Genomic DNA, 17965 nt, shown 5'->3' on the forward strand with positions numbered 1-17965 from the left:
AACTGACAACTAATAAGACCTATAAATGGTTAAAATATAGATAGGAGAAATACCATGGCTTTATATGTTAATACTAATGTGTCGTCTTTAAACGCACAGCGACAACTTTACAACTCAGGTAATGGTTTAGATACCGCATTCCAGCGTTTGTCATCTGGTTTCCGCATTAATAGTGCGAAAGATGATGCGGCAGGTCTACAGATATCAAATCGTATGACTACACAGATTCAAGGTCTTGACCGTGCGGTAATGAACGCACAAGATGGTATTTCGGTTGCGCAAACCGCTGAGGGTGCAATGGATGAAGTTACTAATATGTTGCAACGGATGCGTGTTCTTGCTATCCAGTCTCAGGACGGGGTTAATAGTGCGAGTGACCGTAGCGCTCTGAATGCGGAAGTCAATCAACTTAAAGCTGAAATATCAAGAGTCGGTACAACCACAAAATTTGGTGGTATTAACTTACTTAACGGAAACTACAGTGCTAATTTCTTAGTAGGGGCTAATGCGGGGGAAAACATATTACTCAAAATTGATACAACTATCACTACTGCCGCGTTAAGTATTAACGCTATATCAGTGGGCGATCCTGCCGCAGCTTCTGGCGCAATGGCCAAAATTGATTCAGCATTGAAAAGCATTGATAGCGAGCGGGCCGATTTAGGTGCAATTCAAAATCGCTTTCAATCTACTATTCGTAACCTGTCTAATATTTCTGAGAATATGACTGGTGCGCGTTCGCGGATTAAAGATACTGATTTTGCGGTTGAGACAGCCAATCTGACCAAGAACCAGATCTTGCAACAAACCTCGACTACGATTTTGGCTCAAGCAAATCAACGTCCTCAGGCTGCGCTATCTCTCCTTGGATAATAAAAAAGAAAGGACGGTGGAGGTTCAATCCACCGTCCTCAGACTGCAGTAAGCGCGATGATTATTTTAGGAGGCTCAATTCCTTTATTATAAAAATGCGCTCTAGTTTCGCTCTCATCTCCTATCGTTTCGAGCGACATGGTCAAGTGTGTGGATAGCACGCTTGGCCATTTTTTCGCAGCGGTTCAGGCTGCTCTTTAAATTAAGCAATATATGCACCAACTTTTGCGGTGTTTTTTTGACTTAGTGTTTATGGTGCCAATTATAGTTCTTTTTTTGAGCGATTGTTGGCGGGGTGCTCGGCTGTTTTACTTAGAAATCGTTAAAAACTAGAGTTTCTAGGCCTAGTCTTAAATTATTTTTTGCATTGTTAAAGCCTTGTAGTGACGGGCTTTGCCGCCCAAGTGGCAAGTTTTTTCCTCTTTTCCTTAAAATTTTCTAAAGCTTTTTTAGCTACTGCCGCTACAGAGATTGAAGTTATTAAAACTTTGGTCCATTTAAAGGTTGTCTTGGTTAGGTTCAAACCAAGGGTTCAACAATCACTAGATGGTTATAAATTATCAGGTTATTAGTTCAGGCCCGATAATTAACATTTTAGGAGGCTCAAATTATGGCATTAGTCGTAAATAGTAATGTGTCGTCATTGAACGCACAACGCCAACTGTATAATTCAGGCAACGGTCTTGATACAGCTTACCAGCGTTTAAGCTCTGGTTTTCGTATCAATAGCGCCAAGGATGATGCAGCTGGTCTACAAATTTCAAACCGCATGACTTCACAGATCCAAGGCTTGGATCGTGCCGTGATGAATGCACAGGATGGTATCTCTGTAGCGCAAACCGCTGAAGGCGCAATGGACGAAGTGACTAACATGCTACAACGCATGCGCGTGCTAGCCGTTCAGTCTCAAGATGGTGTCAATAGTGCTAGTGATAGAAGCGCATTAAATGCGGAAGTTAATCAGCTAAAAGCGGAAATTAGTCGTGTAGGTTCTACTACTAATTTTGGTGGAACTAAATTGCTTAATGGCGCTTATAGTTCTAATTTTTTAGTGGGTGCTAATGCTGGCGAAAATATTCTTGTTAAAATTGACACGACTATTACTACTGCAGCGCTGAGTATCAATGCCCTATCAGTAGGTACTGCCGGTGCGGCTTCTGGCGCAATGGCCAAAATTGATTCAGCATTAAAAAGCATTGATACCGAGCGTGCTGATTTGGGTGCCCTGCAAAATCGTTTCCAATCTACTATCCGTAACTTATCGAATATTTCTGAGAATATGACTGGTGCACGTTCACGGATTAAAGATACTGATTTTGCAAAAGAAACGGCTGAATTAACCAAGCAGCAGATCTTACAGCAAACCAGCACCTCTATTTTGGCTCAAGCAAACCAACGCCCACAGGCTGCGTTAACTCTTGTATAGTTAAAATTTTAGTAGGTAGAAACACGCAGCCGCACTTATACTCAATAGGTGTGGCTTGCTTCATTTAAGGAGTCAGATATGGAAGGCAATGTAAATAGTATTACAGCGTTTTCTGCTTCTACTGTAGCGGCGACGGAACGCCCTGAACTGAAACAAAGCGAACAGCTCAAGGGAACGAATGAGCCTACTTCTCGTAGCGAAAAAATTGAGTTGGCACGAAAATCGCTGCAAGAAGAAAATAAGGTTGCTAAACAGCAGGCAGAAGAACGAGTAGAAAAAGACCAAGATAGAGCATCGGTTGAAGATGTAGTTAAGTCGATTAATCAAATTTTGGAAGTTCATAACCGCGATGTAAAATTTGTGGTTGATGAGCGAGACGGACAATTTTTTACGTCAGTTTTAAATCGTTCTACCGATGAACTGATAAGAGAAATTCCTAGTGAAGAATATCGTCAGTTGTCTGAGCGCTTACGAAAGTTCCAGGATGCGATTGGTGAGACCACCGGGTTATTTGTGGATAAGTTAGTTTAGTTTTTATTATGTAGGTGACCGAAATGAGTGGAATTTCAGCAGCGGGTATAGGTAGTGGCTTAGACTTAGAAGCTTTAATTGAAGTGTCTATTGATGCGATGCGGGTACCACAGGAAACTCGCTTAGCTGAACGGCGTGAAAGTTTAGATGTGACTTTGTCTGCTGTTGGTGCGGTAAAATCGGCTCTAAGTAGCTTTAAAGATATTTTAGATGATGCTCGTAACCCAAATACTTTTTTCCCCCGTTCGGCCTTTGTTGATGGCGTATTGGCTAGTGCAGCTTCTTCAGAAGATGAAGAAAGTAGTTCTTCAAATTACAGCGGGGCCTATTCTGTGGCTTTAGGTGAAGGTGCTGCAAATGGTACTTATGATGTTGAAGTTCTGTCGTTGGCGCAGGGCTCACGCTTAACCGGACAAACTGAATATGCTTCTTCCTCGGCTGTTATTGCTAGTGCTGATGGCGAGCTAACCTTTGGGGCTGGGGCTGAAAGCTTCACTGTAGCGGTTACCGCTGGGATGCGTTTATCAGACTTACGTGATGCAGTAAATAATGCCGGTGGTAATTTTGGCGTTACCGCTAATCTAGTCAACACCGGGAGTGGTACTCGCTTATTATTTGACTCCAGTGTATCAGGCGCTGATGATGATGGCGATCCCAACAACGGAAACCCCAATGATTTGACCATTACGTCTACAGGTGCAGCCAATCCAGATCTTGATACTTTTATAGCGGATTTAAATGTGACTCAAAGTGCTTCAAATGCCAAGATGTCAGTCAATGGTATTGAAGTGGTAAGTGATACCAATACCTTTAGTGATGTTATTTCAGGAGTGACATTTACTGCCAATAGTTTGACGACTTCTAGTACCAAGTTAGAAATCAAACCTGATGACAATGCTGCTGTAGACAGTATCCAACGTTTTGTTGACGCTTACAATAAAATTATTAAAGAAATCGAGAAATATAGTAAGCCCGATGAAGTGCTTGAAGGTGAAGATAATGAGCGTAAAGAATTGAGTGGTGACGCCATGCTTCGCTCAATGAAATACAGTTTAGGCCGGATGAGTACTACTGGTTATTCTGATCCTAATGATGCCAATCGAGTAACCACCTTTTATGCTTTGGGCATAGAAATGGGCAATGATGCCCAATTGACTTTGGATGAGTCTAAATTAAATAAGTGGATTGATGGTGACTTGAATAAACTTGGCGAAATTTTTGCAGGGGATGGGGGAGTAGTTGATACATTTTACGGTTTTGTTGATAGTTTCGAGCAGTCAGGAGGTATTTTGGCGACTCGAGAGGACACTACCCGTTCACAATTACGCGACCTTGACCATGCGGACTTAGCGCTAAAAGAGCGAATGGCCGAATATGAGTCAACTCTTCGAGCAAAATACACAGCGTTTGACCAGACAATGGGAACGCTGAATAGCCAAATGTCGTACATTGCTGCGCAGCTTGGCTAACAATGATGGGAAGTGAAGTATGTATAAGCATGGGATTAATCAGTATCGTCAAGTTGGAATAAAAGATCAGATTGCCACAGCCGATCCTCATAAAATAACCCAAATTTTAATGCAAACTGCATTAGAAAATCTATCCGTTGCTAAGGGCTGTATTGAACGAAACGAAGTGGTGAATAAAGCGAAGCCTTTAGCAAAAGCAACTTCGATTATTACTTCATTACGCAATACGCTTGACCATGAAGTAGGTGGCGAAATATCTGCTAATTTAAATGACTTATATAGTTATATGCTAGAGTTACTCTCTGAAGCATCAATGAGTAATGATGCCGAAAAAATAGCAGAAGTCATTTCTATTTTCCTGCCGATAAAATCTGCTTGGGATCAGATCCCAGATTCAGCCAAACAGCAAGCTTACCAGCAGCGCTAAGGTAGAGTGAATTTTGGATTCTTTAAATCATGTTCTCTATAAAGGTGAAGCGTTGCTCAAAAAAATTCACCAGGGTTTAAACTCAGAGCATGTTGAAATTATTATACTTGACGAGCTTTTGGCTGAGCATCAAAAATTATTTACTGACTATTTTACCCTGAACAATGATTTCAATGCCGATGATAAGAAGATTATTCTCGCGTATGTCGGCAAGATGAAGATATTGCTTGATTTGGTAAGTACAGAGAAGAATCACTTACAAGCTCAGTTAGGTACCTTAGAGCGTTCGAAAAAAATTAATAAGGCATATGGTAAATAACTACTTATTGGCGTATCTAAATGTTAAAGAATATTGATTTTCAGATTTCAAGCAACGAACAAGAGCAAAAACAAAATGAAGTCCAGTTGTCTCCTTTAATTCAGCGGCGTCTGGACAATAATCTAAAAGCCTTTGCGTACTTTGATCCAAGTTTAGCTCAAGCGCTAGCTACTCATCATTCACTTAGGTTTTCGCCTTTTATCACAAAATTTAAACGGGTCAGCGTTTTGAATATCTCCAAGGGGAGAGCGCTTTATAACCCGATTCCGCAAAAACAAGTTGACCTTCAAATTAACGTTTTCTGTCAAAACCCGCTGGTATTTGACCAGACTAAAAAGCACTTACAGGATGAGGTGGAGCCTTTTCCTGGTATAAGCTTAAATAGTCTATTACCTCACGCTAAATTGCATTATGAGCCAATTTCTAAGAGTAGTGAAAACCTTGTTATTTTAGGATGTGGCTTAGGTTTACATATTAAACCGTTACTTTCTACTGCGGCATGGAAAAGAGTCTTATTGGTTGAGCCTGAAATGGACTTGCTACATGTTTCTTTGCTGAGTGCTCAATGGCGTGAGCTGCTTGCTCAAGTTAAAAATTCAGGTGTGAATTTTACTATTATTTCAGGTAGGAAAGGTTCTGATTCTATCTTCGCGATTAAAGAGTGGATGCAGCATCATGAAATCACTAAGTTTCATATTTTTCGCCATTATGACTATTCGATGTTTAATGGCTTTGAATTTGACACGCTTTCGGGGCGTTCTCCATTTTCTGAGTCTTTGTTGAAATATTCTGAAGAATTAGAGAAAGAAAGTAGTTATGAATTTTCTCAACCATTAGCGCATTATTTTATTCACAATGAAGATAATGCTAAGGTAGTAGAAACATATAACCGGAAATGTTTATCATCCATTTTTGATAAAAATTTATGCGCATTTAAGAAGTATTTTCCTGAAATTTACGATTTTTCGTCTAATTATAAGCTGTCTCGTTGGCAGCTACTGAGTACGGGTAAGGAGCAGTTTAACTTATTTGATTTAGAGCGGGCATCGATGTTTTGCTCAGAAGATCCACACGTTGCCAGTTCGCAATATTTTGAACACTATTCAGCACACCCAAGAATAGACTCCTTGGATGCACGAGAGCCACTACATAAACCTAGCCCTTTTATACACTATGATAAGGCAAAGGCATTGAGGGCCTTAGTTCGAGATGTTCCTGATAACAAAGAAACTCAAACTAAACTGCCTTATAAGCTACCTTCTTTTATTATGTATGGCTGTGGTCTTGCCTACCAGGTGGAGTTACTGTTTAAAAGACACGATATCGATAATTTTATCTTGTACGAACCTAATGTAGAATTTTTTCTAGCTTCATTATTCACTATTGATTGGAGCTCTATACTAGAAAAGGCTGACGAGAGAGGTAGTAAGCTCTATCTGAATATTGGAGACGATGGTACACATATGTTTGATGATATACATCAACGTTTACAATCGTATGGAATACATATTCTTTCTTATACTTTTTTTTATGTCAGTTACTATCATCATCAAATGCATGAAAATGTGCTGTTGACTCGAGAACAATTTAAAGTATTGCTTAACGTTGGAGAGTTTTTCGATCATGCATTTTATAATTTGAATCATACACAGGACTCTTTTTCTCATAATCATCCTTATATGCTGAAATACAAACCAAAAGGTTTGTCCCAAATTCTGAAAGCTACACCGGTGTTTATCATTGGTAATGGTCCATCTTTAGATTCTAGTGCAGACGTTATTAAGTCATATAAAAATAAAGCCATTATCGTGTCTGTTGGTACTAGTTTAAAAGCACTTTATAATTTAGGTATTAAACCTGATTTTCATGCTGAAGTTGAACAAACTAGAGCGACATTACATTGGGTTTCTCAAGTCCCCGATCCCGATTGGTTAAAGAGTATTGACCTAATTAGTGTTAATGGACTGCACCCTGAAGTTGTAGATATGTTTGGTGATCCGTTGTTTTGTCTTAAAACCGGCGAGGCTGGAGCTTGTGCATTTTCTGCCATCTCGGATGAGGTTAAAGAATTCTCTAGTCTACTTTATTCATATCCGACAGTGTCTAATTGTGCACTATCATATGTATTAGCTTTAGGCTTTAGACAGGTATATTTATTCGGTGTAGATCTTGGTTTTGTCGACCCTAAGTGCCATCATAGCAAGCACTCTGCTTATTTTAATTCGAATGATAAAGGCAAGGAGCTTTATGATTACAGTGCACACGGTACTGGCATAAGGGTTCGGGGAAATTTTGCTGATAACGTATTTACGAAACATGAATTTAAATTTTCAGCGGAGATACTATCTAAGGCGATATCTGAGTTTCCTGACGCTGAGATTTACAATACTTCGAATGGTGCCTTCATTGAAGGAACTACGGCTTTGCAGTTAGATCAGGTGCTTTTATTGAACGAAAATATCGATAAGGTAGCTATGATACAGAATATTAAGGCTGAAGCTTATAATGCAGATACAAAAAAAATCGTAAATAAGTTTGACCAACATTATAAGTTTGATAATTTTGAGCGTCAATGTAATGAATTTTTGAGTTTGATAGACGCCGATGTTGAAAGTTGGGAAGAGGCTTTGGACTTTCTAGATAAACAGGTTGATTTTGTTAAGAAATCCTCTTTAGATGTGCACTCTTTATTTTACTACTTACTAAGGGGAAGTTGTTCTTTTTGTTTAACCTATTTGACACATTTGGCTTATTTTTCTGATGATGAAGCTTTATGTATGCAGAAGTTCGAGGAAGGGAAGGATATCTGGCGAGAATATGTAGCAGCCGCAAGAGATAAGGTCATGAACGATTTTGGTGAGTTTGATAGAACGCCTCTGCCTTATCCTGGTGTGGGGTTTGATTCTCTTCCTGCATTAGAAATTTTAAAGAAACAGAAAGCTAGAATGGACGGTAATGGTAATGAATGATGTTCAAGAGTTAATGAGATCTTCAGCAGAGGATGCACTTAAATATTCAATTGATAATTTCTCTGTTAATTTAGATTATTCTATTGATAGTGTTGGTTTAGTTGATGATATTATTCAAGAGATAGGACAGGGACATATATTAGATCAAGATTTGTTCACTTTATCGTATATCTATGGTGCTTATTTAGGTGAGGTTTATAAAAGAAAAAGGCAAGGAGAGTGGACTTTTGTAGAAGAGACTGATAGTGAACCACCACAAGTTTTTTTTAAAGATGGTGATAAGACATTTGCTTTTCCAAGTAAAGTTTATCACGTATTAAGTAAAACACATGAAGAAAGCTTAATCGAATATATGAAATTGCTGTTGAGGTGAATTTTAATGCTCAACGTGGCCTTGTTGATAAAATCCAAGTTCAAGGTGCAGCAGGGTGAGATCTCGAATGTTTTTTAAGCAAGCGTAAGCGATTTGACCTGATGTTCGAGCTGTGATCTTATACTCCCTTTTTCGGGAATCCCTCCATGACTATCGACGTATTTACCCAACATTTCGGCTGTATCAAAGACCCTCGTCAAAGCGCTAAAGTAAGTTACCCGTTGTTCGACGTACTGTTCCTCACCGTATGCGCAACTATTGGCGGAGCCAGTGGCTGGGAGGATATAGAGGACTTTGGCGAAGCCCACTTCAACTGGTTACGTGAAAAGGGGCTGTTTACTTCAGGCCTACCAGTACACGATACCATTGCCCGATTGATTTCAAGGCTCGACCCCGCGCAGTTCCAACAGTGCTTGTTCTGGTCTAATTCCATCGGACACTTAATTTTGAGACAGTATGTTAATGAATTAAGAGGTCTATATGAGTTTGAAAAAATCACACAAGAGTTATCCACAAGAATTTAAAGATGAAGCGGTACTAATGGTGTTGGAGCAAGGTTACAGTGTTGCTGATGCTGCAAAATCTCTAGGGGTTGGCACTAGCCTGCTTTACAAGTGGAAAGAAAGGTACGAAGTCCAACGGCAAGGCATCACCCTAGAAGAGTCTGAGCGTGATGAACTCAAGCGATTACGCAAAGAAAACAAAGAATTACGCATGGAGAAAGAAATACTAAAAAAGGCAAGCGCCTTCTTTGCGAAAGAAATGAAGTAAAATGTCGCTTCATAAAAAAACACTCAAATCAGTTCCCTGTTGCGCAGCTATGCCGAGTCATGAACGTAAGTAAATCAGGCTATTACGATTGGCTTAAACGCCCTGCGAACGTGATAGGCCTTGATACTTTGAAGCTTTATCGCCGTGTTCGCCAGTTATTCAAGAAAAGCCGAGGTAGCCTAGGGGATCGTGAGATGGTGAAGAAATTGCGCAAGGAAGGCTACCAAGTAGGCCGCTATGCTGTCCGTACAATGATGCAACGCTTGCGGCTGAAAGTGACCCAACGGCAAGCTTATAAAGTGACAACGCAGCGTAAACACTCTGACGCAGTCGCTGATAACCTGCTAAATATGAACTTTAACCCAAGCGCTGCTAATCAGGTTTGGGCTGGTGATGTGACCTACCTAAAAACAGGCGAGGGTTGGATGTATTTAGCAGTCGTGATGGATTTATACTCTCGCAGAATTGTTGGCTGGCATATTGATAAACGGATGACTACAGACTTAATTTCCAAAGCACTCATTAAAGCCTACAACTTACGGCAACCACCTAAAGGCTTAGTCTTTCACAGTGATAGAGGCTCACAGTACACCAGTAAACAATATCGTAAGCTATTAGTTGGTTTTGATATTCGAGCCAGTATGGGCGATGTAGGAGCGTGTTGGGATAATGCTGTTGTTGAACGATTCTTCGGAAGTTTAAAACACGATTGGCTGTTTAAAGTTAATCAGCCAACACGAGAATTTATGAAGCAAGATGTGGCTGCTTATATGAAGTATTACAACTTAGAGCGGCTTCATTCGGCCAATGGTGATTTATCACCGGTGGCGTTTGAAAATTCTCAACTAAAAGTGTCCAGTTTGGGTTGACCAGTACAGCTTTAGCAAGTGGATGCTAGCGGTGAGTGAGTAAACCAATGGGCAGCTAATCGCAGTAGATGGCAAGGTGCTCCGCAGCTCCTATACACGGGATGACCGCAAGTCTACGATACACATGGTCAGTGCGTTTGCCACCGCTAATGGCGTTGTGATGGTGCAAGTAAAAACCGATGCCAAATCCAATGAAATTACCGCTATCCCCGAACTACTCAATGCACTGGAGCTCAAGGGGGCGCTGATATCGATAGATGCCATGGGTTGCCAAACCGATATCGCGAAAACGATAACAAACAAGGAAGCCGATTACTTGCTGGCAGTGAAAGGCAATTGTCCACGTCCCCTAAAATGACACAAATTTAAATGGAGTTTTCTACACTCATTAACGTCCACATCAATATAACGGCGGACTGACGCCCAATGAATCGGAACGATTGTTCTGGTTAAACTCTAAGATCGTGGCCAATATTAGTTGACCACTTGTACATATTATTTCCTTGCTAAGGCTAATTAAATATAATATACGACATAAGGGGGTTGTATGGGCTTCGAATTATGCTGTAATTGTTTGACCCTAAAACTTCTTGAAAAGCAATTGTCTCTCCAGGAAAGGTCTTGCAATTTAATTCATCAAATCCAATGATTGCTCCCTTAACTAAATAGGGCTTGATTGCTTTCAAACATTCAACAGTAGGTTTATATATATCAAAATCAAAGTAAGCGAATGAAATTAACGTTTCAGGATTGTTTTCAAGATACTTATGTATAGTGTTTGTTGCATCACCTTTAACTAGTTCATATTTTTTGATGTGAGACATTGGACTTTCGCTTTCGTGATAATCAAGAATTCCCATTAAATATTTATCATAATCATGTGAGACGCTGTAGGAGTTTTTTCTGATGATATCATTATTTCCATCCTCAGGACTAACTTCAGGGAATCCATCAAATGTATCAAAGCCAATGAGTTTTCGGGAGTAGTTAAAAGGTTCATACATCCCTCTAAGAGAAGAAAGTAAAGATAAATTTTGCCCCCAGCGTACCCCAAACTCCATTATAACACCATGTATTGGAAGCATCTTTTGGTACATTTCATTGATAAAGAGCATTCTGGATAGGTTTTGTCGACTTAAGAAAAGGCCTAAATTATTTAGTATCTCGGCATCAGGTAATGGGTTTTTATGAAAATAGTCAAAAAAATCTTTGCGTATATTTAGTTCGCTGTCTGATGATTGGCCTGTTATTTTAATTTTATTATTCATTGGTTACTCGTAATGTTCATGAGTTAAAGGCATGCCAAAAAAGAGATCTTTTTTAGCTTTGCTTCCTATTACTTTTTTAAGATGTTTGGGTTTTAAACCTGCCGAAGGCCGTATTGAACGAACATGTTCAGATGTAATTGTTTCTCCTTGTTTTATGTCTTTTACTATGTACAAAGAACGTCTGTGACATTTTGTCTTAGATTCGGAGCCATTGCGCTCAAAATTAACGCAACCTATAGCTTGTTTAGCTAACTTACAGTTTTTAACTAAGCTTTTTAATTCATCTTCTTCTAAAGAAAAGCCACAATCAGGCCCACCATCTTTTCTTGAAAGGGTAAAGTGTTTTTCAATTACCGTTGCTCCAACGGCTACGGCAGCAATGGACACGCCTATATCTAAGCTATGATCAGATAAGCCAACTTGTGTCTTAAATATATTTGATAAAGCAGGAATAGTTGCTAAGTTTGATTCCTCTGCTGGAGTGGGATAGCCACTGATACAATGCAATAATACTATTTCATCACAGCCGTTCTGTCTGGCGGTGTTAAGTGCATCATCAATTTCAGATAGGCTAGCATTACCCGTCGACATGATTAGTGGCTTCCCAGTCTTTGCTACACGCTCAATAAGAGGTAAATCGACAAGTTCAAATGACGCAATTTTATAGGCAGGTGTATTTAGCTCTTCAAGAAAATCAACAGCGGAATGATCGAAAGGTGAGCTAAAAATTGTAATGCCTAATTTATTCGCTTCCTCAAACAGTTGTTTATGCCACTCCCAAGGTGTGTGTGCCTCTTGGTATAACTCATAAAGCTTATAGCCGTCCCAGAGACCTCCATGAATTTTAAATTCCTCAGCGTCATGATCAATTGTAATTGTATCGGCAGTGTAAGTTTGTAATTTTACGGCATCAGCTCCAGCCTCCTTTGCCGCTTTTATTAGAGAGATAGCCCTATTTATATCACCATTATGATTGCCTGACATTTCGGCGATGATATAAGGCGGTTCATCTGGCCCAATTTTTTTTCCATTTATAACTATGTACATATTAAGTCTCGAAGAAAGTGTGCATTGATTGGCAGTGCTGGTTTGCTGGGTAGTTTTGGCTGTCAGGGATGTTTTTGAAACGGCCTTGGAGTAAACGGATTGAGTAAATCCCTAGCTTATTGGCTGGTTTAATATCATGTTCTGGATTGTCTCCGACTAATATGCAATTTTCTGCTGGGCATTTTAACTTACTTAATGCTAACTCGAAGCCTTTAGTAGAGGGCTTTGGTGCATCTAAGTCCCAGCAATAAATGAAATGATTAATGTATCTTTTAAGCCCGAGCGCAGCGATTTTGTTTTTTTGCATTTGACCTAACCCATCGGTAACTATAGCGGTTTTTATACCTTGCTCTTGTATCTTAGTCAGTGTTGCTTTGACCATTTCTGATAATTGAATAGTTGGTTTGTGAGACCGATATAATAATACCAACTCTTCTATATTAGGCATTGCTTCAATGTGTTTCAAGGTATCTAATAAGCTATCTAAACACCCTACTCTGCCTTTAGTGTGAAAATAGTTGCATAGGTGTTGGTAGCTTTCATCTGTTGAAACACCATAGCTTGCTAACTCCTTAGCAATGGCATAGAAACCACTTAACACATAGTCTTGCTCAAGATATAAGGTGTCATCTAGGTCAAAAATGATGGCATCTACTTGATTAAGATTAAGCATTTAGGTACAGGTCTTCACTATAGCGTAGCATTTTCAGCCCAATTTTTAGTTTGTTTTCTCTATACAAAGTTTCGTTGTCCCCGACTATGCTTGCCATAAGTCTTTCAGTTGATGCTAGTCCAGCTTGAATGCTTAGATTCGACGCTCCTCCAAACCTAGGGTTCACTTCTATTATGTATACGTTGTTTGCGTCCATAAAAGCTTGAATGGTTATGTGGCCGAAAAAGGGTATAAGTTTACTGAGGTTTTTTGCTATTTGGCTTAATAATGGGGCATCAACTACTTGGCTTATGGAGGACTCTCCGTTAATTACTTTTATTCGTTCTCTTGTCACAACGCTGACTAAGTCACCTTTATTGTCGTAAAAGGCATCAATGGAATATTCTTTGGCGCTAATAAGTTCTTCAAAGGTTAATTCTGACGTGCTGTAGCGTAATAGTAGGGTGTCTAGGTTCTGCTTGCTTTGAATTATGAAAACGCCAGCAGAGGCGGAGCTTTTGGCTAGCTTAGCAACGCAGGGCTGGAACGATTGTGGAATATCCGTGATTTTTCCTGGAATCGGCAGATTGTTACGATCACAAAACTCCCGGAACAAGTGCTTATTTGTGCATATTTCTATGGTTTTTGGTGGGCTCATTAACAGCACTATGTTTTTTTCTTTTAAAAAAACATAGTGCTTAGCAAAAAACTCTAAGTCGCCATCTCTGGTTGGGAGTATATAGTTAATAGATTCTTTTTGACAAAGTTCAACTAGTGTCGATAGATAATCTGGGTCGTTTAGTTTGGGAAGTAAGATATGGTTATGTGAAAAGTATAGTGCTGCAGCATCGGCGCTAATATCGCTGGTTAATACCTTCACGCCATAAACATTTGCGTAATGTGTTAATGACTTTACTAACAGAACTTTGTTAGATGCGCTAGTTATAAGTATTGTCGGAGTCATGATTCATATCTTCAATGTGTCTAATAGTGTTGTAAGGACCTTGTCCGTCTAATAGATTCAACATTAACTTTGATTGTTTATGTAGAGCCTTCTTATCGTTTATGGCTAGCTCTAGAGCTTTTGAGTAGCTAGCTTCTTGAGTATTATTACAATCTCCGAGCCAGCGTATTATGTGTTTTTTATCTAGTGTTTTGGCTAGTAAAGCTTGGTTGCTGGCTATACTAGCGGTAATTGCTGGCAGCCCTAGAGTGCAACATTCCCAGATGGTACTTCCGTTAGCACCAATAAATAAGAAAGCCTCAGACATTAACTGCTCCATGTTATCTACTTGAATTTTAGCCGTCAGCATATCACTTCGGCTTTGGCAGTAGCGCTCTATCTTGTTTTTATTCGGATTGTTAACTCCAAGTACGACGGTGCAATGTAACCTATTGCTTTTTATTAATTTTATTGTTCCTTTTAGCGCTTTAAGTGTTTCGTTTTTACTATCTACTCCACCGAAAAACATCAGTATTGTTTTTCTATTTATACGCTCATTGAATGGCTTTAGCATCGTTTTTTGCTCAGCAAATGACTTTCTGACGAAGGCAAATTGTGGACCCAATAAGGTTTTACATTTCGAGTTAATTAAACCATCGTAACAAGCTAGTTGTTCGGGAAATATACTTGAGTTTATAAGGAAGTCGCAATTGAATTTTCGGTCTGCTAAGTCATCAATTTGAATTAACTTGTGACAGTATGGGCTCAATGATATGTGCCACTGCTGCTCTATAGCGTAGTGGTCTACGATTAGCCAATCAAGAGTTTTTATTTTCTTTTCGATTAAAAACTGTTGGATGGTACTTTGGGATTCTTTTATTTCATCTGTATAGCCTGATTCTAGCCAATTCGCGTGACTACAGTGGTTATTTAAACTCTGATGCTGTACTGAAGTTAAAGCTAACAGTTCGAACCCTTGCAGAGTAATTAACGAGTTTAAGTTACCTATTAGCTCTCGACACAAAAATGTTACTTCTATCCCCGTTTCTTGGAGTGCTTTAGCTAGGCTTATACAGCGATATACGTGCCCTGAGCCGATTTGTATTGATGCGTCAACTCTAATTATGCAATTTGGCATTGGTTTAGCTTTTAGATTGCTTCGAAGTGTTGATTTGGGCTTGGTATAGTAAGCTGGCTAGCTCCCAATCATCTGGTGTATCCAAGTCTACTACGAATTTCCTAGGCAATTTGAAGGTTATAGCAGATTTTGAAAACATAGGTATATCACTAAGGAATGCTTCTGGAAGCCCCCAGTAAAATTGTCCTACATCATGATATGCTGGCTCCAAATCTTGCGAACGACAGCTGAAATTTTCAGGTTGAAACATTTCTGCGCGATTGTCTGGAGTTAATTTTATTGCTCGCTGTATTGGAAATGGAAATTCACAAACAGGGAAACAATAGTTGGCATTTTCACTACTACTGATAAGCTGATAAGCCTGTTGTATTTTAGATGGTTGAATGAAGGGGGCTGTAGCATAAATGCAGCAAACATAGTCTATAGGTTGATTAAACCAAGAGATTGCATGTTTGAGCACATCGCCAGTAGTGGCAAAATCATTAGCAATGTCTGCTGGTCTGATGAATGGTACCTCTGCACCGTATTCTAGAGCCACTTCTGCTATCTCGTGATCATCTGTCGAAATTATAACTTTGTCGAAGCAACCACTAGCTAGAGCTGCTTCTATACTGTAAGCAATTATTGGCTTACCATGGAATAGCTTGATGTTTTTCCTAGGGATCCGTTTGCTTCCACCGCGAGCTGGAATTATTGCAATATTTGTCATGTTAATGCCTTGGCTAGCGTTGCGACTATAAAATCTTGTTGTTGATTAGTTAGTGCTGGGAAAAGCGGTAAACTTAAGGCTGCTTGGTAATACTTTTCAGCATTTGGGTAATCCCCCAATTGATGACCTAGTGCCTGATAATAGGGTTGAGTATGAACTGGGATATAATGTATGTTCACGCCAATCCCCGCGGCTTGCATCGCCAGATATACAGACAATCGTTGTTCTGGCTGCTGTAGTTGAATAACGTATAGGTGTCTGGCTGATATCCCATCAGGGTGTTGTTTTGGTGCTGTGACTGCGAGTGGCATTAACAGTTTATCGTAGTGATTGGCTAGTTCGTTTCTCCGTGTGACCCATTGATCAATACGTTGAAGTTGTGATAAGCCCAAAGCGCCTTGTAGCTCAGTCATTCGATAATTAAAGCCCAAGTCCAATTGCTGATAAAACCAGGGACCGTCGGGTTCTTGGGTCATTTTGTTGGGGTCACGGGTTACCCCATGGCTTCTTAATAACGCGATTTTTTGCGCTAAAGTATCTGAGTTTGTTAAGGTCGCACCGCCTTCACCGGTGGTGATTATTTTTACAGGGTGAAAACTAAACACCGTAATATCACTAAACTCACAACGACCGATTGGCTGATTTAAATATCGAGCGCCAATGGCATGTGAAGCATCTTCAATGATCTTGAATTTGTATTGCAGACTTAAACGATGAATAGCCTTTATATCACAAGGTTGACCACACATATGAACGATAATAAGCGCTTTTGGCAAACAATTATTTAGCGCCGCTTGCTCGAGTTTATTTTTGAGCTTGTTAGGGCAAATGTTGAATGACCTAGGGTCAATGTCAACAAAATCTACTTGAGCACCGCAGTAAAGAACACAATTGGCGGATGCGACAAAGGTAATTGGGCTGGTCCAAACTATGTCACCGACACTAATATCGAGGGCACGGCAAGCCAGATGCAGAGCACTGGTTGCCGAGTTAACCGCTAGTGCATACTTTGCTCCGGTATAAGCACATAAGGCCTGTTCAAATTCAGGAACTTTAGGTCCTTGGGTTAGGTAGTCAGATCGCAATATATCTACAACGGCATCAATATCCTGCTGAGATATCTGCTGTTTACCATAAGGAATCATGATTCTGCCAATTGATCGAAAGCTAAAATTTGTTCTGAATCGAGAAAATTTGGATTAGTTTGTGAGTGGTATTCAAAGCCTTGCGGGACAGGGGTTCCTGTCTCATCAATTAGATTTCGAGAATAGTTGTGGTCATCATTATAAAATTTAATACTGGGGCAAATTACGAAATGGTCTTCAAATTCCAAAGTGAGATGAGAGTCATCACCGGGACACATAATCTCATGCAGTTTTTCTCCGGGTCGAATACCGATAATCTTGATCGGCAAATCAGAAGCATAGGTTTTGGCTAAGTCGACAATTTTCACCGAAGGAATTTTGGGAATAAAAATTTCACCGCCATACATACGGCTAAAGTTTTTTAGAACAAAGTCCACGCCTTGCTGTAAGGTAATCCAAAATCGAGTCATATCTTGATGTGTAATGGGTAAGTGGTCACTTCCATTTGCGATTAATTGCTTGAAAAATGGTACAACTGAACCGCGAGAGCCGACTACGTTGCCATATCTCACAACAGCAAACCGCGTGTTACCTTGACCGACCATGTTATTAGCAGCTACAAATAGCTTGTCAGAGGCTAGTTTTGTGGCTCCATAGAGGTTGATCGGAGCCGCCGCTTTATCTGTAGATAAAGCAATTACTTTGGCCACGTTGTTTTCTATGGCCGCTTTTATTACATTTTCGGCCCCATGAATATTGGTCTTAATACATTCCATAGGATTGTATTCGGCGGCAGGAACTTGTTTGAGGGCGGCTGCATGAATCACATAATCAACATCATTCATTGCTTGGATTAAGCGTTCTCTATCTCGAACATCGCCGATAAAGTAGCGCATGCAGGGAGCATTAAATACCTGTTGCATTTCGTACTGTTTAAGCTCGTCACGCGAATAAATGATTAAACGCTTTGGTTTGTATCGCTCTAAGATGGTTTTTGTGTATTTTTTACCAAAAGAACCGGTGCCACCGGTAATCAGGATAGATTTATTATCAAACATAATGATTCCATTTGTTCGCTAGCGAATAGAAGCTCTAG

General features: G+C 39.8%; 17 protein-coding genes and 2 pseudogenes. 11 read left to right on the forward strand and 8 right to left on the reverse strand.

Going from position 1 to position 17965, the window contains the following annotated elements; translation table 11 throughout:
- Positions 1-54: 54 nt before the first annotated feature.
- From ACRRSX_RS09085 to ACRRSX_RS09135, 11 genes and pseudogenes are all read left to right on the forward strand, one after another.
- Complete coding sequence (locus ACRRSX_RS09085) at positions 55-873, forward strand: flagellin N-terminal helical domain-containing protein (RefSeq protein WP_432453524.1); 819 nt, start codon at positions 55-57, stop codon at positions 871-873.
- A gap of 610 nt (positions 874-1483) precedes the next feature.
- On the forward strand, positions 1484-2299 hold the full coding sequence (locus ACRRSX_RS09090; protein ID WP_432453523.1) for a flagellin N-terminal helical domain-containing protein: 816 nt from the start codon (positions 1484-1486) through the stop codon (positions 2297-2299).
- A gap of 78 nt (positions 2300-2377) precedes the next feature.
- Complete coding sequence (locus ACRRSX_RS09095) at positions 2378-2830, forward strand: flagellar protein FlaG (RefSeq protein WP_432453522.1); 453 nt, start codon at positions 2378-2380, stop codon at positions 2828-2830.
- A gap of 23 nt (positions 2831-2853) precedes the next feature.
- Positions 2854-4299 carry a flagellar filament capping protein FliD gene (gene fliD / locus ACRRSX_RS09100; RefSeq protein ID WP_432453521.1) on the forward strand — a complete coding sequence of 482 codons (1446 nt, stop codon included), beginning with the start codon at positions 2854-2856 and terminating at the stop codon, positions 4297-4299.
- A gap of 19 nt (positions 4300-4318) precedes the next feature.
- Positions 4319-4726, forward strand: coding sequence for a flagellar export chaperone FliS (gene fliS, locus ACRRSX_RS09105; protein ID WP_432453520.1), 408 nt, complete (start codon positions 4319-4321; stop codon positions 4724-4726).
- 13 nt (positions 4727-4739) lie between these two features.
- Complete coding sequence (locus tag ACRRSX_RS09110) at positions 4740-5045, forward strand: hypothetical protein (RefSeq protein WP_432453519.1); 306 nt, start codon at positions 4740-4742, stop codon at positions 5043-5045.
- A gap of 20 nt (positions 5046-5065) precedes the next feature.
- Positions 5066-8014, forward strand: coding sequence for a motility associated factor glycosyltransferase family protein (locus tag ACRRSX_RS09115; RefSeq protein WP_432453518.1), 2949 nt, complete (start codon positions 5066-5068; stop codon positions 8012-8014).
- Entirely contained in the window at positions 8007-8387 is a 381-nt protein-coding gene (locus ACRRSX_RS09120) for a hypothetical protein (RefSeq protein WP_432453517.1), read from the forward strand. Before ACRRSX_RS09115 ends, ACRRSX_RS09120 begins: the two co-directional genes overlap by 8 nt.
- A 146-nt stretch (positions 8388-8533) precedes the next feature.
- A pseudogene (locus ACRRSX_RS09125) lies at positions 8534-8821 on the forward strand (ISAs1 family transposase); the annotation flags it as partial.
- Between the two features lie 46 nt (positions 8822-8867).
- A protein-coding gene (locus tag ACRRSX_RS09130; RefSeq protein WP_432453516.1) for an IS3 family transposase occupies positions 8868-10027 on the forward strand; the annotation gives its coding sequence in 2 pieces (ribosomal slippage) (positions 8868-9117 and positions 9117-10027; 1161 coding nt in all).
- Positions 10028-10070: 43 nt separating this feature from the next.
- Positions 10071-10364, forward strand: a pseudogene (locus ACRRSX_RS09135) (ISAs1 family transposase); the annotation flags it as partial.
- Positions 10365-10539: 175 nt separating this feature from the next.
- Here the strand turns inward: ACRRSX_RS09135 and ACRRSX_RS09140 are convergent.
- Genes ACRRSX_RS09140 through pseB form a run of 8 tightly spaced genes read right to left on the reverse strand, consistent with a single transcriptional unit; the run spans position 10540 to position 17927 of the window.
- Entirely contained in the window at positions 10540-11295 is a 756-nt protein-coding gene (locus tag ACRRSX_RS09140) for a hypothetical protein (protein WP_432453515.1), read from the reverse strand.
- Positions 11296-11298: 3 nt separating this feature from the next.
- Complete coding sequence (gene pseI, locus ACRRSX_RS09145; RefSeq protein WP_432453514.1) at positions 11299-12342, reverse strand: pseudaminic acid synthase; 1044 nt, start codon at positions 12340-12342, stop codon at positions 11299-11301.
- Between the two features lies 1 nt (position 12343).
- Positions 12344-13015: an HAD family hydrolase gene (locus tag ACRRSX_RS09150; RefSeq protein WP_432453513.1), complete on the reverse strand. Its 672-nt coding sequence runs from the start codon at positions 13013-13015 to the stop codon at positions 12344-12346.
- Complete coding sequence (locus ACRRSX_RS09155; RefSeq protein ID WP_432453512.1) at positions 13008-13958, reverse strand: ATP-grasp domain-containing protein; 951 nt, start codon at positions 13956-13958, stop codon at positions 13008-13010. The genes ACRRSX_RS09150 and ACRRSX_RS09155 overlap by 8 nt, the downstream gene beginning before the upstream one ends.
- Complete coding sequence (gene pseG / locus ACRRSX_RS09160; protein ID WP_432453511.1) at positions 13933-15075, reverse strand: UDP-2,4-diacetamido-2,4,6-trideoxy-beta-L-altropyranose hydrolase; 1143 nt, start codon at positions 15073-15075, stop codon at positions 13933-13935. The genes ACRRSX_RS09155 and pseG overlap by 26 nt, the downstream gene beginning before the upstream one ends.
- A gap of 4 nt (positions 15076-15079) precedes the next feature.
- Complete coding sequence (gene pseF / locus ACRRSX_RS09165) at positions 15080-15784, reverse strand: pseudaminic acid cytidylyltransferase (protein ID WP_432453510.1); 705 nt, start codon at positions 15782-15784, stop codon at positions 15080-15082.
- Complete coding sequence (gene pseC / locus ACRRSX_RS09170) at positions 15781-16929, reverse strand: UDP-4-amino-4,6-dideoxy-N-acetyl-beta-L-altrosamine transaminase (RefSeq protein WP_432453509.1); 1149 nt, start codon at positions 16927-16929, stop codon at positions 15781-15783. Before pseC ends, pseF begins: the two co-directional genes overlap by 4 nt.
- Positions 16926-17927: a UDP-N-acetylglucosamine 4,6-dehydratase (inverting) gene (gene pseB / locus ACRRSX_RS09175; protein WP_432453508.1), complete on the reverse strand. Its 1002-nt coding sequence runs from the start codon at positions 17925-17927 to the stop codon at positions 16926-16928. The genes pseC and pseB overlap by 4 nt, the downstream gene beginning before the upstream one ends.
- Between the last annotated feature and the right edge of the window lie 38 nt (positions 17928-17965).

The sequence above is a fragment of the Agarivorans sp. QJM3NY_30 genome, from assembly GCF_050870855.2.
Taxonomy (GTDB): domain Bacteria; phylum Pseudomonadota; class Gammaproteobacteria; order Enterobacterales; family Celerinatantimonadaceae; genus Agarivorans.